This window comes from Curvibacter sp. GW821-FHT01G03, assembly GCF_059422285.1.
Genome location: NZ_JBWKWP010000007.1, coordinates 63,829 through 87,697 on the forward strand (window position 1 = coordinate 63,829; position 23,869 = coordinate 87,697).

18 protein-coding genes and 1 tRNA gene are annotated in these 23,869 nt (G+C 63.3%); 1 reads left to right on the forward strand and 18 read right to left on the reverse strand.

Going from position 1 to position 23,869, the window contains the following annotated elements; translation table 11 throughout:
- A complete protein-coding gene (gene yoaA / locus AC07VS_RS11340) occupies nucleotides 1-1,971 on the reverse strand; it encodes a DNA repair helicase YoaA (protein ID WP_494750981.1) in 1,971 nt (656 codons plus the stop codon).
- Nucleotides 1,972-2,107: 136 nt separating this feature from the next.
- On the opposite strand from yoaA, the gene AC07VS_RS11345 reads away from it, so the two are divergent.
- Nucleotides 2,108-2,890 carry a PP2C family protein-serine/threonine phosphatase gene (locus AC07VS_RS11345; protein ID WP_492345144.1) on the forward strand — a complete coding sequence of 261 codons (783 nt, stop codon included), beginning with the start codon at nucleotides 2,108-2,110 and terminating at the stop codon, nucleotides 2,888-2,890.
- 40 nt (nucleotides 2,891-2,930) lie between these two features.
- On the opposite strand, the gene AC07VS_RS11350 is transcribed toward AC07VS_RS11345, so the two are convergent.
- The 17 genes from AC07VS_RS11350 to rplT form a co-directional block, all read right to left on the reverse strand.
- A complete protein-coding gene (locus tag AC07VS_RS11350) occupies nucleotides 2,931-3,644 on the reverse strand; it encodes a hypothetical protein (RefSeq protein WP_494750982.1) in 714 nt (237 codons plus the stop codon).
- Entirely contained in the window at nucleotides 3,641-4,750 is a 1,110-nt protein-coding gene (gene zapE / locus AC07VS_RS11355) for a cell division protein ZapE (protein ID WP_492345142.1), read from the reverse strand. Before zapE ends, AC07VS_RS11350 begins: the two co-directional genes overlap by 4 nt.
- Nucleotides 4,751-4,760: 10 nt before the next feature.
- Nucleotides 4,761-6,188 (reverse strand): dihydrolipoyl dehydrogenase, encoded by a 1,428-nt coding sequence (lpdA, locus tag AC07VS_RS11360; protein ID WP_494750983.1) that lies wholly within the window; start codon nucleotides 6,186-6,188, stop codon nucleotides 4,761-4,763.
- A 240-nt stretch (nucleotides 6,189-6,428) separates the two neighbouring features.
- On the reverse strand, nucleotides 6,429-7,691 hold the full coding sequence (gene odhB, locus AC07VS_RS11365) for a 2-oxoglutarate dehydrogenase complex dihydrolipoyllysine-residue succinyltransferase (RefSeq protein WP_492345140.1): 1,263 nt from the start codon (nucleotides 7,689-7,691) through the stop codon (nucleotides 6,429-6,431).
- Between the two features lie 60 nt (nucleotides 7,692-7,751).
- Nucleotides 7,752-10,628 carry a 2-oxoglutarate dehydrogenase E1 component gene (locus AC07VS_RS11370; protein ID WP_492345139.1) on the reverse strand — a complete coding sequence of 959 codons (2,877 nt, stop codon included), beginning with the start codon at nucleotides 10,626-10,628 and terminating at the stop codon, nucleotides 7,752-7,754.
- Nucleotides 10,629-10,979: 351 nt separating this feature from the next.
- Nucleotides 10,980-12,710: a serine aminopeptidase domain-containing protein gene (locus AC07VS_RS11375; protein WP_494750984.1), complete on the reverse strand. Its 1,731-nt coding sequence runs from the start codon at nucleotides 12,708-12,710 to the stop codon at nucleotides 10,980-10,982.
- A gap of 22 nt (nucleotides 12,711-12,732) precedes the next feature.
- The gene (locus AC07VS_RS11380; RefSeq protein ID WP_494750985.1) at nucleotides 12,733-15,171 is read right to left on the reverse strand and encodes a glycoside hydrolase family 2 protein; all 2,439 of its coding nucleotides are present in this window, start codon (nucleotides 15,169-15,171) and stop codon (nucleotides 12,733-12,735) included.
- A 6-nt stretch (nucleotides 15,172-15,177) separates the two neighbouring features.
- A complete protein-coding gene (locus tag AC07VS_RS11385; protein WP_492345136.1) occupies nucleotides 15,178-16,143 on the reverse strand; it encodes a DUF1839 family protein in 966 nt (321 codons plus the stop codon).
- The gene (locus AC07VS_RS11390; protein WP_492345135.1) at nucleotides 16,143-17,066 is read right to left on the reverse strand and encodes an amino acid--[acyl-carrier-protein] ligase; all 924 of its coding nucleotides are present in this window, start codon (nucleotides 17,064-17,066) and stop codon (nucleotides 16,143-16,145) included. Before AC07VS_RS11390 ends, AC07VS_RS11385 begins: the two co-directional genes overlap by 1 nt.
- Nucleotide 17,067: 1 nt before the next feature.
- Nucleotides 17,068-18,279: an acyl-CoA dehydrogenase family protein gene (locus AC07VS_RS11395; RefSeq protein WP_494750986.1), complete on the reverse strand. Its 1,212-nt coding sequence runs from the start codon at nucleotides 18,277-18,279 to the stop codon at nucleotides 17,068-17,070.
- A complete protein-coding gene (locus tag AC07VS_RS11400) occupies nucleotides 18,276-18,527 on the reverse strand; it encodes an acyl carrier protein (RefSeq protein WP_492345133.1) in 252 nt (83 codons plus the stop codon). The genes AC07VS_RS11395 and AC07VS_RS11400 overlap by 4 nt, the downstream gene beginning before the upstream one ends.
- Before the next feature lie 315 nt (nucleotides 18,528-18,842).
- Nucleotides 18,843-18,919: transfer RNA gene (locus AC07VS_RS11405), tRNA-Pro, on the reverse strand.
- 26 nt (nucleotides 18,920-18,945) lie between these two features.
- The gene (locus tag AC07VS_RS11410) at nucleotides 18,946-19,383 is read right to left on the reverse strand and encodes a MerR family transcriptional regulator (protein ID WP_494751090.1); all 438 of its coding nucleotides are present in this window, start codon (nucleotides 19,381-19,383) and stop codon (nucleotides 18,946-18,948) included.
- A 99-nt stretch (nucleotides 19,384-19,482) separates the two neighbouring features.
- Nucleotides 19,483-19,812, reverse strand: coding sequence for an integration host factor subunit alpha (locus AC07VS_RS11415; protein WP_425389175.1), 330 nt, complete (start codon nucleotides 19,810-19,812; stop codon nucleotides 19,483-19,485).
- Nucleotides 19,813-19,828: 16 nt separating this feature from the next.
- Nucleotides 19,829-22,264 carry a phenylalanine--tRNA ligase subunit beta gene (pheT, locus tag AC07VS_RS11420; RefSeq protein ID WP_494750987.1) on the reverse strand — a complete coding sequence of 812 codons (2,436 nt, stop codon included), beginning with the start codon at nucleotides 22,262-22,264 and terminating at the stop codon, nucleotides 19,829-19,831.
- Nucleotides 22,265-22,343: 79 nt separating this feature from the next.
- On the reverse strand, nucleotides 22,344-23,396 hold the full coding sequence (pheS, locus tag AC07VS_RS11425) for a phenylalanine--tRNA ligase subunit alpha (RefSeq protein WP_492345131.1): 1,053 nt from the start codon (nucleotides 23,394-23,396) through the stop codon (nucleotides 22,344-22,346).
- 103 nt (nucleotides 23,397-23,499) lie between these two features.
- A complete protein-coding gene (rplT, locus tag AC07VS_RS11430; protein ID WP_027475500.1) occupies nucleotides 23,500-23,859 on the reverse strand; it encodes a 50S ribosomal protein L20 in 360 nt (119 codons plus the stop codon).
- Nucleotides 23,860-23,869: the final 10 nt, after the last annotated feature.

Below are 23,869 nucleotides of genomic sequence, written 5' to 3' on the forward strand. Positions count from 1 at the left end.
CTAGTCCATCTGACGCAAGGCCGTGAGGGCCTTCATCAAAGCCGCCTGCCCGTGCAAGGCCGGCATGTCGGGCAAGGCCGCCAGCAAGGGCGGCCCATAACTTCGCTGCAGCAGGCGTTCGTCCGCCACCACCAGCACCCCCCGGTCAGTCTCGGATCGAATCAAGCGGCCTGCGCCCTGCTTCAGCGCCATGGCGGTCTCGGGCAGGACATAGGCCTCGAACGGTGACAGCCCCTGTTGACGCAGGGCCTGGCTGCGCGCCTGGACCAGCGGATCATCAGGCACCGGAAATGGCAGCTTGTCGATGACCAGCATCTGCAAGGCATCGCCAGGCACATCCACCCCCTCCCAGAATGCGCCAGAGGCCACCAGGACGCAGGGGCGCCCTGCCCCACCGCCCTGACGGAAACGCTCCAGCAGGCGCCTGCGCGAGCCCTGCCCCTGCACCAGCACATCAATGCCCGACCCTGCCATCCCTTGTTGCAGTTGCCGGGCCAGTTCAGCCAAGGCGCGCAAAGAGGTGGCCAGCACCAGAGTACGCCCCCCCAGGCAACGCACGGGCTCCACCAGCCAGTGCGCCAGGGCCGAGGCATGATCCGGGTCCTGCGCCTCGGGCAAGCCCTCAGGCACGTGCAGGTACGCTTGGCTGCGGTAGTCAAATGGGCTGGCCACGCGCAACACGGTCGCATGGCCTTTCAGCCCGGCAGGTTCGGTGAACCAGCTGAGCGACTCATCCAGGCCCAGGGTGGCCGAGGTGAACACCCAGGACCGGGTGTCAGCCTGGGCATCCGGGCCCATCAACGGCGCGAGGGCTGCTGCCATGTTGAGCGGTGCCTCCATGAACTTCGCCTGCCGCCCCAGTTCGAGCCAGCGCACCACCATGCCGGCCGGAGGGCGCATGAACGCGGACCACCCCTGCTGCAGCGCTGCCACCCTGTCGGCCAGTCGGCGCAGCTCGGGCGCGGTTTCTGCCACCACCGTGAGCGCCTCGTGCACCCGCGCCAGCACCGCAGCCAATTGGTGCTGACTTTGCTGCCACAACAGCGCCGGCACGCCCTCCGGGGTAGCACCCAGCCAACGCAGACGCACACCTGCGCGCGGGGTGTCGCGCCCCAGGCACTGGTCCAAGGCCCGGGCCTGCTGCTCAAGCAAAGAGGCCAACTCAGGCCAGGGCTGAAACCCCCGGGCCCAACGCATGCCCTCGTTGACCAGTTCGGTGGCCAGACCACGCAACTGACGGGTGCTGAATTGGCGCCCCATGAACTGCACCGCGATGTCATTGAGCCGATGCGCCTCATCGAAGACCACGGTCTGCACCGAGGGCAACAGCTCGGCCACGCCCGACTCGCGCAACTGCAGATCAGCGAAGAACAGGTGGTGGTTGATCACCACGACGTCGGCCACCATGGCACGCCGTCGCGCCTCGTTGACATGACAGCCTTGCCAGCCCGCGCAGCGCGTGCCCAGGCAGTTGTCGCGGGTCGACGTGATCAAGGGCAACAGTGGCGAGGTCTCGTCAAGCTCAGGCAATTCGGCCAGATCGCCGGACCGCGTCGAATGGGCCCAGCGCTCCACCTGGGCCAGGAGCCGCAGCTCGGCATCGGCCAGGTAGTGCCCATCGCGACGCGCCGACCCCAGACGGTGTGTGCACAGGTAGCTGGCCCGGCCCTTCAAGGGGGCCACGCGCCGATTCACGCCGAGCAGGGCCAGCAACTGAGGCAGGTCACGCGTGGAAAGCTGGTCCTGCAGGTTGCGCGTGGCCGTGGCGATCAAAATGCGGCGCCCGCTGAGCAGCGTGGGCAGCAGGTAGCCATAGGTCTTGCCGACGCCCGTGCCGGCCTCGGCCACCAGCACCCCACCCTCGGCCACGCACTGCCCCACCGCCAGGGCCAGACGCAGTTGCCCCGGCCTGGGCCTGAAGCCGGGAGCGCGCTGCTGCAGATGGCCTCCCGGGCTCAGCCAGTCGGTCACCTGCGCCACCCAAGGAGGCGACGCAGAGGCGGGCCCTACCGAAAAAGACAGCTCTGGCTGCGATTCGCATGTCATTTCTTCACACGATAATAGGCGACCACTTTGCGCGAAACTCCTGCAGGTTGAAGTCCCTATCATGTCTCAAGGCTACCGACTTACCGCTTCCACGGGCATACACAAGGGAGATCGCGAATACCAGCAAGACCAGGTGGTCCTGCTGAGCCATGCCCGAGTCAACGGTTGCGTGCTGGCGGTGGTGGCTGATGGCATGGGGGGCCGCAGCGGCGGGCGCAAGGCCTCTGACCAGGTGATGCTCAGTGCGCGCCAATTGTTTGAGCGCTTCGCACCTGAAAGCGATTCGCCTCATGAACTGCTTCAGCAGTTGCTCAAAGAAGCCCACCTGGTGATCAAGCTCACGGCCATCTCGGCCGAGCAAGAGCCCCACAGCACGGTGGCTGCATTTTTGATCCTGCCCAATGGCGAATGCCATTGGATCCATGCAGGTGACTCACGCATCTATCACTTCCATGGCGACCGACTGATCAAGCGCACCCTGGACCACTCCTACGTGCAGGCGCTGGTCGATCGCGGCGAACTGACCGAGGAAGAAGCAAGCCACCACCCGCAGTCCAACATCCTGCTGGGTTGCCTGGGCACCGAATCGGATCCTCCGATGGCCTACCATGTGATCGATCAGGTCAAGCCTGGCGACTCTCTGATGGCCTGCAGCGATGGGGTGTGGCACTACTTCACAAATGCCGAGTTGGGCTCGGTTCTGGCTGGCCTTTCGCCCCGCGAGGCCACCGAGTTCCTGATCGACAAGGCACGCGGCCGCGCCCGTGGCGGCGGTGACAATCTTTCACTGGTGGTGGTCCGCATCGAACCCTTGGTGGGCGCGCCCAGCGCAGTTCGGCGCTGAGCTCAGGCCTGGCCGCGATGCCGGGCTGATCCCAACCCACTCAGGGGCGGACAGCAGGGGCGCTGCCGGCCTCGGCAGGCACGGGCAAAGGGGCTCCGCGTGGACCCGGGCTGCTCTTGGCGTCACGCTCCACCTGCTGGCGGTGGCTGGCCGCATCCTGCAATTTGTCCTGAAACCGACGGGCCTCCTCAGGCGCTTGTGCCGCCTTGCTGGCCCGCTCTGCCGCCTTTTCGACGGCCTGCTGCTGCTTGCGTTGCTGCTCGGCCTGGCGCTCAGCGCGTTCACGCGTCTGATTGGCGGCATCGACCGCTCTTTGCGCCGCCGTGTTGGCCGCGTCCGTGGCCTTTTGCGCCCCTTGCTGCTGGCGGTTCATCAGGTCGATATCGCGTTCGGGCGACGACACCTTGTCTTCAATGCGGCGCAATTGCTCGCTGGAACGCAAGCGGCGCTCACGGTCATTGAGTGCGATTTCCTGGCGCTTGAGGTCGGCCATCAACTCGCGGTGTTTGACTCGGCTCTCCAGCAGGCAATCGTTGACGGCAAAGCGCTGGTAGCAGCCACTCTCCACCTGCTGTTGGCGCCGCATCTCGGCGGCGCGCTCCCGCTCGATGCGCGAACGCTCCACCTCGGTGAAAGACGGTGCGGACTGCGGCTGTGCAGGCGGGTAAGAGGGCGCATCGGCGGCCAGCGCCCCCCCACTCAGACACAGCAGGACCGAGATGAAGAGAGCATTCAGGCGTGTTCCGGACATCATGTGAGGCGGGTGTCGACCAAGCGCCGTTCCAGCGCCAGAAACTCGGCCGACTGCATCTCATTGAGACGCGAGACGGTGCGCGGAAACTCGTGTGCCATCGGGCCCTCGGTGTACAGCTCTTCGGGGGGCACAGCCGCCGACAGGATCAGCTTGACCCGGCGGTCGTACAGCACGTCCACCAGCCAGGTGAAACGCCTGGCCTCAGAGGCCCGGCTGACGGGCATGTGCGGTACGCCACTGAGCAGCACGGTATGGAACTGAGTGGCGATCTCCAGGTAATCATTCTGCGAGCGTGGGCCACCGCAGAGGGTCTTGAAGTCAAACCAGACCACCCCGCCCGCCTTGCGCAGCGCATGGATTTCACGCGATTCGATGCGCATCACCGGGTCTTCGTCCTTGGTTTCGGCCAGACGCGCAAAGTTGTCACGCATCTCGGCATCGGCCTCGGCCCCCAGCGGGGTGATGTAGGCCCGCACCTGCTCCAGCGTGCGACGGCGGTAATCGGTACCGTTGTCCACGTTCAGCACGTCCATGCGCTCGTTGAGCAGGGCAATGGCGGGCAGGATGCGGTCACGGTGCAAGCCATCAGGGTACAGGTCGTCCGGCTTGAAATTGGAGGTGGTGACAAAGCCCACCCCGTTGTCGAACAAGGACACCAGCAGCCGATGAAGAATCATGGCGTCGGTGATGTCAGCCACATGAAACTCATCAAAACAGATGAGCTTGTAGCGTTTGGCAATCTTGGCGCCCAGCACGTCCAGCGGGTTGACCGTGCCTTGCAGCACGGTCATCTCGCGGTGCACTTCACGCATGAACTCGTGAAAGTGCAGGCGCACCTTGCGGCGGATGGGCACGGCGTTGAAGAAGCAATCCATCAGAAAGCTCTTGCCCCGCCCCACCCCTCCGTACATGTACACGCCGCGCGGAATCTCAGGCCGATTGATCAGCTTCTTGAACGAGTTGGAGCGCTTGTCCTTGTAGGCTGACCAATCATTGGCACAGCGCTGCAAGGCCTCGACAGCACGAAGCTGCGCGGGGTCACTGCTGAACCCCCGCGCCTTGATCTCGGCCTCGTAGGCCAAGTGAACGGCATCAGATCCCGACATGCGTGGTTGATCAGAAGTTCAGCGTGCGCTTGTCCACCGCCAAGGCTGCTTCCTTGGTGGCTTCGGACAGCGACGGGTGCGCATGGCAGATGCGGGCGATGTCTTCGGCGCTGGCCTTGAACTCCATGGCCACGACGGCCTCGGAGATCAGTTCGCTGGCCATGGGGCCCACGATGTGAACGCCCAGGATTTCATCGGTGGTGGCATCGGCCAGGAACTTCACCATGCCGGTGGTGTCGCCCAGGGCGCGTGCACGGCCATTGGCCAGGAAGGGGAAGGTACCGGCCTTGTAGGCACGGCCACTGGCCTTGAGTTGCTGCTCGGTCTGACCCACCCAGGCGATCTCGGGGCTGGTGTAGATCACCCAGGGGATGGTGCCGAAATTGACGTGACCATGCTGGCCGGCAATGCGCTCGGCCACGGCAACGCCTTCTTCCTCGGCCTTGTGGGCCAGCATGGGGCCACGCACCACGTCACCCACCGCCCAGACGTTGGGCAGGTTGGTCTGGCAGTCGTCGTTCACCACGATGGCGCCACGCTCGTCGAGTTGCAGGCCGACGGCTTCGGTGTTCAGGCCGATGGTGTTGGGCACACGACCGATCGAGATGATCAGCTTGTCCACTTCGAGGTCCACGGCCTCGCCCTTGGCGTTGGTGTAGGCCACGCTGACGCTCTTCTTGCCGTTCTTGATCTCGCCCACCTTGACGCCCAGCTCGATCTTCAGGCCTTGCTTGTCAAAAGCCTTCTTGGCTTCCTTGGCGATCTGCTCGTCCACCGCACCCAGGAAGGTCGGCAGACCTTCAAGAATGGTGACTTCCGCACCCAGGCGGCGCCACACGGAACCCATTTCGAGACCAATCACGCCCGAGCCGATCAGGCCCAGCTTCTTGGGCACAGTGCCCAGACGCAGCGCGCCGTCGTTGGACAGCACGTTGACTTCGTCAAAAGGCGTGCCGGGCAGCGCACGGGCATTCGAGCCGGTGGCGATGATGATGTGCTTGCCGGTGATGGACTCTTCGGCGGCACCCGCCACCTTGATCTCGTAGCCGCCTTCGGCGGCCTTCACGAAGGAGCCACGGCCGTGGAAGAAACTGACCTTGTTCTTCTTGAACAGGTACAGGATGCCGTCATTGTTCTGCTTCACGACGGTGTCCTTGCGGGCAATCATCTTGGCCACATCCATCTTGACGTCGGACACCGAGATGCCGTGGTCGGCAAAGTGGTGCGTGGCGTGGTCGAAATGCTCGGACGATTGCAGCAAGGCCTTGGAGGGGATGCAACCGACGTTGGTGCAGGTGCCGCCAGGCGCCGGGCCGCCCTTGTCGTTCTTCCATTCGTCGATACAGGCAACCTGGAAACCCAGTTGGGCTGCACGGATGGCGGCGATGTAGCCACCGGGGCCGCCGCCGATGACGACGACATCAAATTGTTTGCTCATGTGAAATCTCTTGAATCAGTTGGAACAAAACCCACCAGGGTGCGCGCTGTGTCCGCTTTGCACCCGGTGGGTTGGAATCCCCCCCTGAGTCGCCTGCGGCGCCATCCCCCCAAGGGGACGATGCCGGTGGCCGGGCCAAGCCCGCTCCACGGCATCTCTGGCTTGGCCTGCTCCGAGGCCATCAGACGGTGCTCGACACGCCGGTTTCATGGGACGAGCGGCTGGGAGGGTGTTGTTGGCTTAGATGTCGAACAGCAGGCGCGACGGATCTTCCAGCGCTTCCTTCATGGCCACCAAGCCCAGCACGGCTTCGCGGCCGTCGATGATGCGGTGGTCATAGGACATGGCCAGGTAGTTGATCGGGCGAACCACCACTTGACCGTTTTCGACCACGGCGCGGTCCTTGGTGGCGTGCACGCCCAGGATGGCCGACTGCGGCGGGTTGATGATGGGGGTCGACAGCATGGAGCCGAAAGTACCGCCGTTGGAGATCGAGAAGGTACCGCCAGTCATTTCTTCAATGCCCAGCTTGCCGTCCTTGGCCTTCTGGCCAAACTCAGCGATCTTCTTTTCGATGTCGGCAAAGCTCATCTGGTCGGCGTTGCGCAGGATCGGCACCACCAGGCCACGGGGCGAGCCCACGGCGATGCCGATGTCGAAGTAGCCGTGGTAGACGATGTCATTGCCATCGACCGAAGCGTTCAGCACCGGGTACTTCTTCAGGGCATGCACAGCGGCCTTGACGAAGAAGCTCATGAAGCCGATCTTCACGCCGTGTTCCTTGGTGAAGGCGTCCTGGAACTTCTTGCGCATGTCCATGACCGGAGCCATGTTGACTTCGTTGAAGGTGGTCAGGATGGCGTTGGTCGACTGCGATTGCAGCAGACGCTCAGCCACGCGGGCACGCAGACGGCTCATGGGCACGCGCTGCTCAGGGCGATCGCCCAGGCTCGGGGCGGCCGGTGCGGCCACTTGCGGCAACGACTTGGTGGGGGCGCCGGTCGGGATGACGGACGGAGCGGCAGCGGGCTTGACGCCAGCAGCCACAGCACCCAGCACATCACCCTTGGTGACGCGACCGTCCTTGCCGGTACCGGTCACGGCACCCACGGCCAGGCCGTTGTCGGCCAGCAGCTTGGCGGCAGCCGGCATGGCCACGTCGGCCTTGGAGGTCGAGGCAGCGGCGGCAGCGGGGGCTGCAGCAGCGGCGGGGGCGGCTGCCGGAGCAGCGGCAGCGGCCGGAGCAGCAGCGCCTGCCTTGCCTTCGGTGTCGATGCGGGCGATCAGCTGATCGGCCACCACGGTGGCGCCGTCGCCTTGCACGATTTCAGCGAGCACGCCGGCCGACGGTGCCGGTACTTCAAGCACCACCTTGTCGGTTTCGATTTCGATCAGGATTTCGTCCACGGCCACGGCTTCGCCGGCCTTCTTCTTCCACGTCAGCATGGTGGCTTCGGCCACGGATTCAGACAACTGGGGGACTTTGACTTCTACGATTGCCATATCAATTCTTTCGGTATCTTGTTCTGGTTCGACGGGGGCTTTCCAGCCCCCTTCTTGCATTTACTTGGTCAGCACGAAACCCTTGAGCTTGCTGAAGGCGCCATCCACGAGGGCCTTCTGCTGTTCCTGGTGCAGGTGGGAGTAGCCCACAGCCGGCGAAGCCGAAGCCGCACGACCGGAGTAACCCAGCTTCTGACCGTCGAGCATGTTCTCGTGGATGTAGTGCTGCACAAAGAACCAGGCGCCCTGGTTCTGCGGCTCGTCCTGGCACCACACGATGTCGGTGGCATTCGGGAACTTCTTCAGTTCGGCCGCAAACACCTTGTGCGGGAAGGGGTAGAGCTGTTCGACGCGGATGATGGCCACGTCGTCAGCGCCCTTCTCTTCGCGCTTCTTGGCCAGATCGTAGTAGACCTTGCCCGAGCAGGCGATGACGCGCTTGACCTTGTCGGCCTTCTTGAGCACGTCTTCCTTGTGTTCGCCAATGACGGTCTGGAAGCTGCCCTTGGTGAACTCGATCAACGGTGAGGTGGCGTCCTTGTTACGCAGCAGCGACTTGGGCGTCATGATCACCAGTGGCTTGCGCAGGTTGCGCACCATCTGACGACGCAGCAGGTGGAAGATCTGGCTGGCGGTGGTCGGTTGCACCACTTGCATGTTGGTGTCGGCCGACAGCTGCATGAAGCGCTCCAGGCGAGCCGAGCTGTGCTCAGGGCCTTGGCCTTCGTAGCCGTGCGGCAACATCAGGGTGATGCCGTTGACGCGGCCCCACTTCACTTCACCGGAGGCGATGAACTGGTCGATCACCACCTGGGCGCCGTTGGCGAAGTCGCCGAACTGGGCTTCCCAGATCACCAGGGTGTTGGGGTCGTTCGAGGCGTAGCCGTATTCAAAGCCCAGCACTGCTTCTTCGGACAGGATCGAGTCGATCACCACGAACGGAGCCTGGTTCTCGGCCACGTTCTGCAACGGCACATAGGTGCCGGTGTCCCACTTTTCACGGCTTTGGTCGTGAATGACGGCATGGCGGTGGGTGAAGGTACCGCGACCGCAGTCTTCGCCCGACAGACGCACCGGGTAGCCACTGGCCACCAGCGAGGCGAAGGCCATGTGTTCACCCATGCCCCAATCCACCGGGATGTCGCCGCGGCCCATGGCAGCGCGGTCGTCGTACACCTTCTTCACCAGTTGGTGCGGGGTGACGCTGGCCGGGATGGTGGTGATCTTGGTGGCCAGACGGTGCCATTCAGCAGCCGGGATGGCGGTGTCACCGGAGTCGGTCCACTTCTTGCCCAGGTAAGGGCTCCAGTCAACGGCAAACTTGCTCTTGAAGTTGGTCAGGACCGGATCGACGGTGTGGCGACCAGCGTCCATGGCGGCACGGTATTCCTTGACCATGTCGTCGCCCAGGGTCGCGCCCAGGCCTTGGGTGGCCAGCTTGTCGGCGTACAGGCGACGCGTGCCAGGGTGGGCCGCAATCTTCTTGTACATCAGGGGCTGGGTCAGGCTGGGGGTGTCCTGCTCGTTGTGGCCCAGCTTGCGGAAGCAGGTGATGTCGACCACCACGTCCTGACGGAAGGTCATGCGGAACTCGAGGGCGAGTTGCATGCACAGCACCACGGCTTCCGGATCATCACCGTTCACGTGCAGCACCGGGGCCTCGACCATCTTCACGATGTCGGTGCAATAGGCGCTGGAGCGCATGTCGCGCGGATCGCTGGTGGTGAAACCGATCTGGTTGTTGATGATGATGTGCACCGTGCCGCCCGTGGTGTAGCCACGGGTCTGGGCCAGGGCCAGGGTTTCCTGGTTGACACCTTGGCCGCCGAAGGCCGCATCGCCGTGCACCAGCACCGGCAGCACCTGGTTGCCATGCGGGTCGTCGCGACGGTCCATGCGGGCACGCACCGAGCCTTCGACCACCGGGTTGACGATTTCAAGGTGGGACGGGTTGAAGGCCAGCGACAGGTGGACCGGGCCGCCAGGGGTGGTCACGTCCGAACTGAAGCCCTGGTGGTACTTCACGTCGCCGGCCGGCAGTTCTTCCGGGGCGGTGTGGTCGAATTCGGCAAACAGGTCCTTGGGCATCTTGCCCAGGGTGTTGACCAGCACATTCAGGCGGCCGCGGTGGGCCATGCCGATCACGATTTCCTGCACGCCCTTGGCGCCGGCCGACTGGATCAGTTCGTCCATGGCGGCGATGAAGCTCTCGCCACCTTCGAGCGAGAAGCGCTTCTGGCCCACATACTTGGTATGCAGGTAGCGCTCAAGGCCTTCGGCTGCAGTCAGGCGGTCGAGGATGTGCTTTTTCTTGTCACCGCCAAAGTTCGGCTTGCTGCGGATGCTTTCCAGCTTCTTTTGCCACCAGGCCTTCTGGTCCTGATCGGTGGTGTGCATGTACTCGGCGCCGATGGTGCCGCAGTAGGTTTCACGCAGGGCGTTGTGCAGTTCGCGCAGGGACATGGTGTCCTTGCCGAAGAAGGTGTTGCTGATGTTGAACACGGTCTCCTGGTCGGCATCGGTGAAGCCGTAGTAGGAGAGTTCAAGCTGGGGGATGGGCGCGCGCTCGGTGCGCTTGAGCGGATCCAGATCGGCCCAACGGGCGCCCACATTGCGGTAAGCCGCAATCAACTGCTGGACGGCGGTGCGCTTGCGGCCCATTTCGGCGTCGGCACTGGCCACGACCACTTTGGTCTGACCCGACTTGGCACGCTCGGCGAAGGCATTGATGACAGGCAGATGGGGCACATCGCGGGCATTGCTGCCGTCGACGGCGGGCACGTGCTGCAGGGCGTCGAAGTAATCGCGCCAGGTGTCAGGCACGCTGCCCGGGTTGGCCAGGTAGTTTTCGTACATCTCTTCGACGTAAGGCGCGTTGCCCCCGAAGAGATAGGTGTTGCCTTGATAGGCTTGATAGACGGACGAAGAATCGCTCATATTCCGCGGACCTCCGCTCCCCTCAGGGAAGCATTAGCTGGTTGATAAACCTTCCGCGACACGGCTGAACCGATTGGCGGATGCGACAGTGGCTGGGGAAGGGCCTTTTGCGGACGCGATTGTGCCACCGAATGACCTCGCGGCAAGGGGGCAGCCCCCTAAACCAAGGGTTGCTCCAGTGCCATCAAATCGAAGCCCCAGGACAGAACAAGTGGCCATGACGGCACGGTGGCGGTGTTTGCAGGCCGTTGACGCGCGATGTCTCGCACTTGACTTCGAAAGCCCTCAGCAGGCCAGCGCATGGGCTAGCCAACGCTTGCTGAATGTTACGAATTTGCCTGAAAAAGTATTTCAGATCGACCTGGAGGAGACGAATTGCCTGACGATTTGGATCAGGTTCTCCGAATCCGCGGCCGCCGTGAAGGTGTGATCAGCCCCCTCCACCAGGTGCACATGGGCGACCGGATTGCGCAGCAGGCGCCGCCCCCCTGGGCCAAAGCAGGCCTGCAATTCATTCAGCCCGGGGTCGGTGTCGGCATAGACCAGCAACAGAGGCAGACGCCGCTTTGCCAAAGCGGCAAACAGGGCCTGAACCTTGGCGGCCCGCGGCGCCAGCGCCCAACCCGCCGGCAGCCGCGCCTGCAACGCCGCGGCACATCGAAACCACAAGGCCTTGCCCACCTGACGCAGCACCCCCCCCACCGCCACCTCGGCACGCCACAAGCGCCGCCAAAAGTGCCCGGCAAACAGCACACGCCAGTAATGCCCCAGTTGCTGGATCTCCACCTTGGCCGGCGCACCACCCTCCGTCGGCATTTCGGTGCCAAACGACGGTCCCTCCCACAGAAAACTCTGGGGGTTCACCATCACCAACCCGCCCATGCGGGGTTCATGAACCGCAGCATGCAAACCCAGGTATCCGCCCGAGCAGATGCCAAAGACAACAGGGCGGACCCAGCCCTGCCCGTCAAGCCAACTCAGCGCATAGCCGACGTCCACCAACGACGCCTCACTGTAAAGCGCCAGGCTGCGCCCCCGGACCACGGGCACGGTGTCGCCGATGCCGGTGGCATCAATGCGCAAGGACGCCACGCCGGCCGCAGCCAGCGCACGGGCCAGGGCCACACTGAGGCGGTGGTGGCCGGAACGCGGATTGCCACCGGTGTTCAGAATCAACACGCAAGGCTGATCCGGCTGTGCTTCATGAGGCTGGCAGAGGATGCCGAAGTAGGCCTCTGCGGGGCCGAATCGGCACCCGATCTCCAGCCCTTGCGGCAGGTGGAGCTCGGTTGTCAGAGGCAATGCCGGCTGGTGCAACGACCCAGCGCTGGCGCCGTTGGCGCCGCGCAAGGCCAGCCACTGCACACCCCGCGCAAAGCTCGCCTCTGCCGCCTCGACCAGATGAGGCTCGGCCCGCAGGCCCGCCAGGTCAGGCATCTCATGCACTTCAAACTCGACGCCACCCGCCTGCACATGGGCCTGCGCCAGCTTGGCAAGAGCGCGACCACCTGCGTCACTGAGCACCTGAACCGCAAGCGCCGGGCGCCGGGACAAGCAGCCCAGATCGAGCGACTGAAGCCCTGCCAGGGTGGCATTGGCAAGCCACCAGCCATACAGAAAAACGCCATCACCCCCAGCGGCAGGCTGGGCCGTGATTTGCAGCTCCCGCACCAGGTGACGACCCGATGGTGGTGGGGACAACAGCAGCAGAGCCCGCACATCGGCTTCGGTGCTGGCCACCTCGGCGGCCAACAGGGCCCCCATTCGATGGCCACACAGACTCAGCACCACGCCCGGGAAGTGGCTGCGCGCCCAGGCCAGTGCCGCACGCACGCCGTCCAACCAGGCCTGTGTGGCATCCAAGGGCGCCGCCAGGTCGACGCTGTCGCCCAGGCCGGGGTAGTCCAGGTGCAAGGCCGCCATGCCCGCCGCGGCCAGGTCCTCAGCCAACGCACAGAGCGCTCTGTGGGCATACAGGCCTTCACCACCGAAGGCATTGCAAACCAGCACCAGGTGGCGAAATCCGCCATCGGCAGGCGTGTGAAGCTGCGCTCGGCAACCGGAGAAAACAACAGATTTCATGAAGTCGCGTAGAACGTGGCGCTCAGACCTGCGGCGGGACCAGGCGCACCCAAGGTGCCGTCATTCCATTGAGCGCGGCAAGAGTCCCCCCGGCCAGCGCCGGCTCCACCTGCGAGGCCTCGCGCGGGCTCAGGGTCAGCCACTTCTCGACGCCCGGCGGCAGATGAAACCAATCGTCCGAGGGCCGATGGCTGCGGCTGACAAAATGCACGTGCTGGGCAAAGCGCTGCACCGTGACGCCCAGTTGCCAAGCCCCGTCGCGCCATTCCAGGCGGGTGTTGAAACCCAGATCGGCGGCGGGCAAAACCCGGTTGGGCAGATGGCACGCCCAGCCCAGCACCTGGTCGGTGTTCGCATCGCGCAACACCACCACGCTGACGTCGTGGGCCGGGGGCCCGAAGCGGTAGGCGTAGCTGATGTCAAAAAAGCGCCCCAGTAGCTCAGAGCTGCTCAGGGTGATAGCCCCATGGGCGGGGAGCTCCAGCGACTGCTGGCCATCAATCACGATGCGTTGCCCATCCCGCAACACCTGCAGACTGAGCACGACACGCAGCGCCAGCGGGCGTTCGTTGATCACGTGCACGGCTAGGCCATTGAGGCCTTCGTCGGTGACCAGAACCTGCACGGGCCGAAGCACCCGCGCCAAGGCGTGCCACACCGGCTTGGTGCGGGCCTGATGATCGAGCAGCCCCCAGCCGGCGCCTTCGCGCAGATCGCGCAATTGCCACACCAGCGCCCCGGCACAGCCGGAATCCGGGCGCCGCCACTCGGCGTAGAGGTGCTCGGCCAGATCGCAAGAGACGGCCCGCCCCAGATCCAGGTATCGGGCCGGGTCTTCACGCCGCAGTTGGCCAGGGTCGACCCCATACAGGTGTTGCAGGTAGTGCTCGCGCACGTCGTCGAAATCCCACGACGCGGCGGCGTCTCGCGGGGTGCCCTGCTTCCAGCGCAGACCCATGGGCGCCTGGGCCAGCGCTGGGGCCAGGTCGGCCTCGGCCGGTACATGCGCGAGGGCCATGCACTCGCTGGCAAAGCGCACCCGGGCCCGGCGTGCATCGTCCAAGCCGCGCTGGTAGGCGCCCACCCCGTAGTAATGGCACACCCCCTGATCGGTCGAGAAGCTGGGCTGCCCGCCCCAGGGCGTATTCGGCACATAGGGCACATCGGGTCGGGCCTGGGCACAGACCTTGGCCAGCAAGCCTTGGAACACAGGATCGTCCTCAGGCCAGTCCACCCCCAGCATCTCGGCCTGCTGACGCACCTCACTGCCACCGCACAGCACGGCCAGGCAGGGGTGGTGCAGGGTTCGGCCCAGAAAATGCCGCGCCTCGGCATCCAGCTCGGCCAGAAACCCGGCGTCGCGCGAAGGGTAGTCAAAGTTGGCCAGCATGAAGTCGTGCCATACCAGCACGCCGGCCTCATCACACGCCGCAAAAAAGGCCGCCTGTTCATACAGCATGGTTCCGCTCACGCGCACCATGTTCATGCCCGCATTGACCAGCTCAAGCACCAAGGCGCGGTACACCTCGGGCGAGCTGCTCAGGCGCAACAGATCAGGCGGAGTCCAGCACACACCGCGGCAAAACACCGGCAGGCCATTGACCAGCAGACGGAAAGCCCCCTGTTGCCGATCGAGCTCGATGTGGCGAAATCCAACCGTGCCCAGCAGGGTTGGCTGGGAACCCTGCTCCAGCCATACCTCATGCAGCACAGGCTGACCATGGGTGTGAGGTGTCCAGGCCTGCGCCTCGGGCAAGGCCCCTTCGGCCCACCAAAGACCGTCATCACGCTGGCACAAGGGCAGCCGGGTGCCGGCACATCGAAGCTGGGCCCCTGTAGCAAGCCGGGCACCTTGCAAAGCCACTTGCAAGCAGGCGCCCTGCCCGGTCCAATCCGCGCGCAGGGCTTGAATCTTCACGGACTCAGCGTCGGACGGCGAGCCCAGCCGGAGCGCTCCAAAGGGGCCGATGGGGGTCCACTCCGGACACCATCCCGCCATGTGCCCCAACACGGTCTGACGCAGGTCGCGCAGGCTGGGGGGCTGAATCATGCGGGGCCGCCATCGGGCTCGACCCTGGCGCTTGACGGCCGCCCGAGAGAGGGCCCGGAAGCACAGCATCAAAAGCACTGGCCCAGCCGGCAGGTCCACACTCAATGGCAGGTGCATTTGCCGGTGGGTGCACAGCTGCTGCCCACCCAACCAGACCTCGACGACGCCGGCCAAGCCTTCAAAATGCAGGGTGGCTGCGGCAGGCAGGGCCCAGGCACTGCGGTACCAGATGTCCAGGTCCATCAGCGAACGCGGCGCGAGCAGGTCGAATCGGCCCGCCTGCGCCAAGGCTTGGCAAGCCGTGCCAGGCACAGGCGCGGGCAACCAGGCGCCGTCGGCCTGCGGCAATTGATCGGGGTGGTCGAACTGACCGCCCGGGGTTTCCAGCAGTTGCCAGTGGGGGCTCACCATGAGGTCTCAGCCCAGGTGCTGACGCAGACCGCCGATGACGGCGTCCCAGCGTTCGGCCACATCGCTCAGGATGCGGCCGGAGTCGTCCGGCTTGCGCCGTGCGACTGCGCGCACCACGCGAAACTGCATCAGCTTCGCCTGAGCTGCGATCTGGTCGCAATGGTCTGCCAATGGCAGCAAAGCCCCGTCTCCGAGCCATCGCAAAAAGTGCTCCATCAAGCCAAACACAGCGCCAAACTGGCGGAAATGGTTGAAGGCATAGAGGTGGAAGTATTCATTGCCACGCTCGATGACCCGCGCCAGATCAGCCTCGTACTGCTGCTGGTAGGCGAGGAATGGATTGGCCACGGGAGCCAGGGTCAGGTGCTGACGCAAGGCAGCTCGGGCCGCATCGCGCAAGGCCTCGGGCGGCAGAGGCGCACGCTTGCGCTGCAGGACTTCGGTGTAAGGCAACAGCGCCCCGGTGGCCTGTCGGTCCACCGTGTCGATGGCAAACAAGGCCCGATAGTCATCCCCTTGCAGGACATATCGCCCCGCGTTGTGGAAGTAGCCCAGCCGCTGCCGCTCGGGGTCGATGGATTCGATGCCGATGGTGGTCTTGCTGTGCTCGCGCTGGTAGGAGGTGCTGCGGGTGTCAGGCATGTGAAAGCCATCCAGCTCCACCAGCACCAGGTGACCACGCGCCACCTGGGCCTGGACATGGTCTTGCAGGCGATCGAACATCGCCAACTCGCGCAGAACCAACCCGTGCAGGTCAGCCAGGTCGGCAGGCTCGAACTTGCAGAAAGTGAATTGATCCCCTTCGTAGTCCAACTGGACCAGCGCCCCCATCAAGGCCTCGGGCGCCAAACCCAGGTGGTTGAGGTAGGTGATCCAAAGGTCCAGGCTGCAGTTGGACTGCGGCCAATGGCGCTCGGCGCCATGCACCGCGTGCGGGCTGTAGGCCGGCAGCGGAAGGGCCTCACCCAACATCAGAACCCTCCCAACGCCGCCTGCACGTCAGCCGGCCAGGCCTTGGGATCGAACCCATGGTGGCGGAACAGGGCCAGGGTGATGCGCTCCATGCCAAAACCGACGCAGGCGGTGTGAGCCACCTCATCGCCCGGGGTGCGCAGCTTCCAGATCAGACCAAAGTGGTCCATGTGGTAGTTGAAGCTCAGGCAGGCCGTCGGGTTCTCTTCGCTGTTGACCGGCACCAGCAGTTCGAACTTGAGTTTTTGCTGCCGCTGGCTCGCCGCCAACACTCGGCCGGCACGGCCGAAGAAGGGATCGTTGGCCACATCGATGATCAAGGGCAGGGCCAGGGAGCGCACGAGCTTTTCACCAGCCTCAAGCCAATGGGCGCGGAAAGCAAGCACCTGGTCAGGCGTACCGACGCGCACATATTCACGCATGCGGAACAGTTGCAGGCGAGTGGGCTCCAGCGAAGGCTCGTGCCGGAAACAATAGGACATCAAGTCCAGGGTCACCCCGTCGGGCCCCACCGGACCACGTCGCGCGACCACTGGGTAAGAGGGATAACAGGCAGCCGGCGTCAACACCACACCGGAGGCCTTCTGGCTTTCGGTCCAATCCTTGCCCTCGGCCACACACTCGAGAATGCGCCGGTGCTCGCTTTCGTCGCCGCAAAAGCAATGCACGGTACCCGCGAAATGCGGGAACGTCTTGAGGTACTCGCTCTCTTCAAAGGTTTGCTGCGAGATGGCGGGTGGGAAGCGCATCACCTCGGCCTTCTGATCAGCGCCGTAGCGGGTGATCAGACGATCGAGCTTGTCGAGGATGTCTTCGAATACACCGCTCTTGCCATACAGGCCATCCACACCCATGGGAATCAGGTGGCCCGCAGCAATCAACTGCTCAAGAAAAGTGGGACTCGTGTCCAAGGCGTCGCTCATATCAGGCCAATCCGAATTGCAAGGGATCCATCAGCAGGAAGCTGCTCATGGTTTCAATCAAACGTGCGTTGTTGATCATCAACGGAGCTGAGTGCAGGTCGCGCAGGTGGCGACCCAGGCTGGCCACACCGTCGGTCTTGTAACCGGCGAAGCCGACCGTGGTCAGGGCCTCCTGCACCACCGCAAGACAGCCTTCGGACATGGTGCTCTTGAGCAAGGTCAGATCGGTCGTCAGGGACATCGGCAAAGCCCCCTGCCCCGATGCCATCGCAAGCTCGAAACGGGTGGCTGCCGACACCAGGCGCGCATGCAGCAACTGCACCCGGGCCACCAGATCAGGCAGGCGCGTGGCAGCGGCCGGCAGTTGTCCGCCCGATTGCTTCATCACCGCACGCAGATGGGTACGGGCCCGCAGCAAAGCGCTGTGCGCAATGCCAAACCAGACGCTGGACCACAGGATGTGCGAGACCGGCAGCATGGTGTTGGCAATGATCTCGGCAAAAGGTGCCTCGAAAATCTGCTCGCAAGCCCCTTCGGAACGGATCATGAAGGCGTCGCTGCAAGTGCCGCGCATGCCCATGGCATCCCAGTCGCCCGTCTTTTCCAGTTGGTACTGGTCTTTCAGCAGGGTGACCATGACCTGGCCGTTGGGGGGAGACTGCTCGTCTGCGCGGGCCGTGATCAGCAAGGCGTCTGCGTAAGCACCATAGGAAACCACCGAGCCATGCTTGTCGAGCGTGAAACGGTCTCCCCGGCGGACCACGTGGGTCAGTGAGCGACGGATATCGCCGCCCACCCCGACCTCGGAGGTCACCGAACCCAGCAGCAAGGCCTCGGCGACCACGCGCTTTTGCAATGCCTGGTACCAGGGAGAGCTTCCGGCATGGTGCACGATCGAAGACAGCTTGATCTGGTGCATGGCAAAGATCATGCCGCTGGCACCACAGGCGCCGCCGATCTGGGCACACATGGCGGCGATCTGGCGCAAGCTCAGGCCCGGCCCGCCCAGCGACTCGGGAACCCAGGCAGCCAACAAGCCCGAGTCGCGCATGGCCTGCACGGCCTCAGCGGGAAAACGGCCATCGCGATCCACCTCGTGGGCGTGGCGTGCAGCCACTTCAGCAATCGCCGCTGCTCGGGCCGCCCAATCATCGCGGCACGAGGCCGCTCCCGGCAGGGCTTCAACCGGGCGCATGGGGGTGGCGGTGGTCATGTGGAGGCTTGCTCAGCTTGCAACTTGTGCAGAACAGTGGCCAATGCCGCAATGCTGGAGAAAGTGGCTCGGTTCAGGTATTCGTCAGGGATTTCGACATCGAAACGATCTTCGACGGCCAACATGACGTTGACGATGGCCAGACTGTCCAGCCCGGCTGCAAACAGGTCTGCATCGTCACTCAGGCCTTCCAGGACCTGGGCCATGCGCCCTTGTTTGGCAAAGATCTCACGCAGTGCGTTGTTCATGATTCTTGTGATTCCAAAGAACCATCAAACAATCGTGTCGACCGTGCCAAGGTTTCAGCAGGCCGGCTCGAAATGTAATGATGGGTAACATTCTGTCACCAGGATCATAACGAGGGGTGGGGGCGCTTTCAACAAAACCCGACCACCGCAGGGCCAAGCCTCAAACCAATCGGTGAATTAGTTGGCAAGCCATGTCGGGGATCTGCTGACGCCCCATCCGAACGGCCCATGCCCCAGAGCGCATTCAATCGGTCGAGAAATGAAAAATGGGTCAGTTCCTTTTGAGAACTGACCCATTGATTCACTGGAATAAAATGGTCGGCGTGGCGGGATTCGAACTCGCGACCCCTTGCACCCCATGCAAGTGCGCTACCAGGCTGCGCTACACGCCGACAAGAATTAAATTATATAGCGGTTTTTAGGCACTTTCGGCGAGAAGCTCGCAAATCTCAAATAATTCTTTGCGAAGCGCGTTCAGGTCACCCACGGCCGGCAGCTGACCCGGCAAGTGCCGGCCTTCATCGGTCGATGCCATCGTCGAGGCAGCACCTTGAGTTGCCACCTGAGACAGGTCACCTTCAGGAGCAAGCGGCTCCGTGCCGCCCACCTCTTGGAGCTTGTTGCGTGCCCCGACGATGGTGAAGCCCTGGTCGTAAAGCAAGTCCCGGATGCGCCGGATCATCAGCACCTCATGGTGCTGGTAGTAACGGCGATTTCCCCGGCGCTTCATGGGACGCAGCTGAGTGAACTCTTGCTCCCAATACCGCAGAACGTGCGGCTTGACGCCGCACAGCTCACCCACCTCACCAATGGTGAAGTAGCGTTTGACCGGGATGGGGGGCAATGGGTTTGCCATGTGGATGACGGACGACACGAAAAGCTTTTAGGTTACTGCAGAGCTGCCTCAAATGCCAGCCAGCGCGGACAGGTCTCTCGCAAAAGAGTGACCGAGTCCTCAGCCTTGGATCTGCTCTTTGAGCTTGTGGCTGGCATGGAAGGTCACAACGCGCCGAGCCCCGATCGGAATGGCCTCGCCCGTGCGGGGGTTGCGCCCCGGGCGGGGTGCCTTGGTACGGATCTGGAAATTGCCGAAGCCGGAAATTTTCACATCCTCCCCCGACACCAGGCTCTCTGCGACCAAGTCAAAGAAAGCGTCAACCATGTCTTTGGACTCACGCTTGTTCAAGCCGATCTGCTCAAACAAAAGATCAGCCAATTGAGCCTTGGTCAGCGCAGTCGTTTCGAGGTCATCGACCGCGAACTCGATCTCAGGAAGAGTCGCCATGTTGTCTTGCATCCTCTCAAGCACGCAGGCGGGCGCCGGTGTCGGCCGCCAGCTTCTGCAACACAGCCTGCACGGCCACTTCGATCTGCTCATCGGTGAGGGTATTGTCGCCACCATGCAGCGTGAGGCGAATGGCCAGACTCTTTTCCCCTGCGGCCAAACCGCCCTGCACCACAGCGCCATCTTTCTGGACCTTGGGGCGGTACAGGTCGAACAGCGTCACGTCACGCAACAAACTGCCCGTATCGGCCGCACGGATGGCCGACTCTACGGCGGCATACGTGACCTGATCCCCCAACACAACAGCAATGTCGCGGGTGACCGGCTGCAAACGCGAGACGGACTCGAAGGCCGGCACACGACGCGCCAACACAGGGTCCAAGTCCAGTTCAAACACCAGAGGCGACGAGGCGAAGCCCCATTTCTGACGCCAACGCGGATGCAACTCACCGACATGGCCAATGGTGTGCCCATCCAGTTGCACCGCAGCAGTGCGACCAGGGTGAAGGGACGGATGCTCAGCCGGCACAAAGACGGGCTTGAGCGGGGCCAGCAAAGCTTCAACATCGCCCTTGATGTCGTAGAAGTCAACGGCTCTTTCGGTCATGCCCCATTGGGTGGACGCCTGCGACCCCCAGGCCACGCCGGCCACCCGCATCGGCTGATCGAAACCCGAAACCGTGGTGATCGAATCCGCCACAGAGGCATCGCGCAGGAACACGCGGCCCAATTCAAAAACACGCACGCGGGACGCTTTGCGGTCTGCATTGAACTTGAGGACCTGCAGGAGGGACCCGATCAGCGAAGAGCGCATCACGCTCATCTGGCTTGCAATTGGATTCAGCAGCTTGATCGGATTGGGATTGGCTGCGAGTTCGTGCTCCCAAGACGCATCAACGAAACTGAAGTTGATGGTTTCCTGGTAGCCCAGACCCGCCAGCAGACGACGCACCGCAAAGGAACTGCGCTGAGCCTCCGCGCGCAACTTGGGCGCAATGGGCGCCAGCGGCTTGGTGGTCGGCAGGTTGTTGTAGCCCACCATCCGAGCCACTTCTTCGATCAGATCTTCCTCAAGGGTCAGGTCGAAGCGATAGGACGGCGGGGTCACGGTCAGGGTCCCCGAGCCTTCGGTGAGTGGCAGACCCAAGCGGCGCAGGGCCAAGGCGCAGCGATCTTGCCCCAAAGGCATGCCGATGACCTTCTCAGCACGGGCCACACGCAGCGTGACAGCCTGAGGAGACGGCACATTGACCCGCTGATCATCAATCGGACCCGGCTGGCCACCACAGATGTCGAGGATCAACTGGGTGATACGCTCGATGTGCTCGACCGTGAGTTCAGGATCGACACCACGCTCAAATCGATGACCTGCATCGGTCGAGAAATTGAACCGGCGCGAACGGCCCGCCACTGCCTTGGGCCACCAGAACGCGGCTTCGACGTACACGTTCTGCGTGTCGTCAGACACTGACGTCGAATCTCCGCCCATGATGCCCGCCAGAGACTCGACCTGTTGCTCATCGGCGATCACGCCCACCTGGCCGTCCACCGTGATGGTGTTGCCGTTGAGCAGCTTCAGAGATTCACCTTCACGCCCCCAGCGCACGTCCAAGCCGCCATGGATCTTGTCAAGATCAAAAATGTGCGATGGACGCCCCAACTCGAACATCACGTAGTTGGAGATGTCCACCAACGGCGTCACGCTGCGTTGACCACAACGCGCCAGGCGGTCCACCATCCACTTTGGGGTGGCTGCCTTGGGGTTCACACCACGCACCACACGGCCCGAAAAGCGACCACACAGATCAGGCGCACTGATAGTCACAGGCAGCCGCTGATCATGAACCGCCGCCAGGGTGGGGAACGCAGGCTGCAGCAAGGGGCTTCCTGTGAGCGCCGAGACTTCACGCGCGATCCCATACACGCTCAGGCAGTGTGCCAAATTCGGGGTGAGCTTCAACGTGAACAGCGTGTCATCCAGCTGAAGGTAGTCGCGGATGTTCTGACCCAGCGGCGCATCGGCAGGCAGCTCCATCAGACCGCCATGGTCTTCGGACAGCTTCAACTCTCGGGCCGAACACAGCATGCCCTGGCTTTCCACGCCCCGCAGCTTGCCAACCTTGATCACAAAAGGCTTGCCATCCTCACCCGGCGGCAACTCGGCACCCACCATCGCGCAAGGAATACGGATGCCCACACGCGCATTGGGCGCACCACAGACGATGTTGAGCAGCTCAGCCTGGCCCACATCCACCTGGCACACACGCAGTCGGTCGGCATTGGGATGCTGCTCTGCCTGCTTGATCTCCCCCACCACCACGCGGGTGAAAGGAGGCGCAACAGGCTGCAACTCTTCCACCTCGAGACCCGCCATCGTGAGGGCCTCGGAAAGCTCAGCCGTCGTCAGCGGCGGGTTGCAGAACTCACGCAACCAGGATTCAGGAAATTGCATAGTCGGACTCTTCTGGTGAAGGCGTGGCGCACAGGCGGCGCATCATGAGCACCGCGGCCCGCCAAGGCCTCAAAACGGGTTACTGGAACTGGGACAGGAAGCGGATGTCGCCATCAAAGAACAGGCGCAGATCGTTCACGCCATAGCGCAGCATGGTCAGTCGATCCGGGCCCATGCCAAAGGCAAAGCCGATGTACTTTTCAGGGTCCAATCCCATGTTGCGAACCACGTTGGGGTGCACCTGCCCCGACCCCGCCACCTCGAGCCAGCGCCCCGCCAAGGGGCCACTCTGGAACTGAATATCGATCTCGGCGCTGGGCTCGGTGAACGGAAAGAAACTGGGGCGGAAGCGCAGCACCAGATCGTCCGACTCAAAAAAGGTGCGGCAGAAATCCGTGAAGACGACCTTCAGATCCTTGAAGCTGACATTGGCGCCGATCCAAAGGCCCTCGCACTGATGGAACATCGGCGAATGGGTGGCGTCGCTGTCGACGCGGTAAGTGCGGCCAGGCGCGATGACCCGAATCTCAGGCATGGTCTCACCGGCATCCAGCAGATGACGATGCGCGTTCACATGTTGCACTGCATGGCGGATTTGCATCGGGCTGGTGTGCGTACGCAACAGATTCGGTGCCGTTGCAGTCCCGCCTTCGACATAGAAAGTGTCGTGCATGGAGCGGGCCGGGTGGTCCTCAGGCGTGTTGAGCGCCGTGAAGTTGAACCAGTCGGATTCGATCTCAGGCCCCTGAGCCACATCAAAGCCCATCGAACCGAAAATGCCTTCGATGCGCTCGAGTGTCAGCGACACAGGGTGCAAACCGCCCTGCCCGGCCTGACGTCCGGCGAGCGTCACATCCAGCGCCTCGGCCTTGAGTTGGGCATCCAGTTCGGCGTCTGCAAGCGCCTGGCGACGGGCATTCAGCGCGGCCTCAATGGCCTGCTTGGCTTGGTTGATGACGGCGCCTCGGGCCTTCTTCTCATCAATCGACAAACTCGCCAAGCCCTTCATCAACTCGGTGATGCGACCCGACTTGCCCAGAAAGACCGCCTTGGCGTTCTCCAGGTCTGCCGGGGTAGCAGCTTGCTCGAAACCTTGTCTGGCGCTGTCGACCAGTGCGTCCAACTCGTTCATAAAATCTCTTGTCAATGAAAAAGGGCTAAAGCTTTGTGCAAAGCCCTAGCCCTTGTTTCTTGTTCGCAGCGCCCCACACAAGGCGGGGCGTAGCCGTGAAAAATCAAGCAGCCAGCTTGGCCTTGACTTGGTTCACGATGCTGCCGAAGGCAGCCTTGTCATGCACAGCGAGGTCGGCCAGCATCTTGCGGTCGATCTCGATGGAAGCCTTCTTCAGGCCGTTGGCGAACTGGCTGTAGGTCAGGCCCAGTTCACGTGCAGCGGCATTGATACGGGCGATCCACAACTGGCGGAACACACGCTTCTTGGTACGGCGGTCACGGTAGGCATATTGCCCAGCCTTCATCACCGCCTGCTTGGCGATGCGGAAAACATTACCGCGGCGACCACGGAAACCCTTGGCGAGGGCCAGAACCTTTTTGTGACGGGCACGAGCCGTTACACCACGTTTGACGCGAGGCATTGAATTACTC

Coding starts and splice junctions, on each gene's coding strand:
- AC07VS_RS11345 (WP_492345144.1), top strand. CDS start 2,108: ATGTCTCAAGGCTACCGACTTACCGCTTCCACGGGCATACACAAGGGA.
- AC07VS_RS11350 (WP_494750982.1), bottom strand. CDS start 3,644: ATGATGTCCGGAACACGCCTGAATGCTCTCTTCATCTCGGTCCTGCTG.
- zapE (WP_492345142.1), bottom strand. CDS start 4,750: ATGTCGGGATCTGATGCCGTTCACTTGGCCTACGAGGCCGAGATCAAG.
- lpdA (WP_494750983.1), bottom strand. CDS start 6,188: ATGAGCAAACAATTTGATGTCGTCGTCATCGGCGGCGGCCCCGGTGGC.
- odhB (WP_492345140.1), bottom strand. CDS start 7,691: ATGGCAATCGTAGAAGTCAAAGTCCCCCAGTTGTCTGAATCCGTGGCC.
- AC07VS_RS11370 (WP_492345139.1), bottom strand. CDS start 10,628: ATGAGCGATTCTTCGTCCGTCTATCAAGCCTATCAAGGCAACACCTAT.
- AC07VS_RS11375 (WP_494750984.1), bottom strand. CDS start 12,710: ATGAAATCTGTTGTTTTCTCCGGTTGCCGAGCGCAGCTTCACACGCCT.
- AC07VS_RS11380 (WP_494750985.1), bottom strand. CDS start 15,171: ATGGTGAGCCCCCACTGGCAACTGCTGGAAACCCCGGGCGGTCAGTTC.
- AC07VS_RS11385 (WP_492345136.1), bottom strand. CDS start 16,143: ATGTTGGGTGAGGCCCTTCCGCTGCCGGCCTACAGCCCGCACGCGGTG.
- AC07VS_RS11390 (WP_492345135.1), bottom strand. CDS start 17,066: ATGAGCGACGCCTTGGACACGAGTCCCACTTTTCTTGAGCAGTTGATT.
- AC07VS_RS11395 (WP_494750986.1), bottom strand. CDS start 18,279: ATGACCACCGCCACCCCCATGCGCCCGGTTGAAGCCCTGCCGGGAGCG.
- AC07VS_RS11400 (WP_492345133.1), bottom strand. CDS start 18,527: ATGAACAACGCACTGCGTGAGATCTTTGCCAAACAAGGGCGCATGGCC.
- AC07VS_RS11410 (WP_494751090.1), bottom strand. CDS start 19,383: ATGGCAAACCCATTGCCCCCCATCCCGGTCAAACGCTACTTCACCATT.
- AC07VS_RS11415 (WP_425389175.1), bottom strand. CDS start 19,812: ATGGCGACTCTTCCTGAGATCGAGTTCGCGGTCGATGACCTCGAAACG.
- pheT (WP_494750987.1), bottom strand. CDS start 22,264: ATGCAATTTCCTGAATCCTGGTTGCGTGAGTTCTGCAACCCGCCGCTG.
- pheS (WP_492345131.1), bottom strand. CDS start 23,396: ATGAACGAGTTGGACGCACTGGTCGACAGCGCCAGACAAGGTTTCGAG.
- rplT (WP_027475500.1), bottom strand. CDS start 23,859: ATGCCTCGCGTCAAACGTGGTGTAACGGCTCGTGCCCGTCACAAAAAG.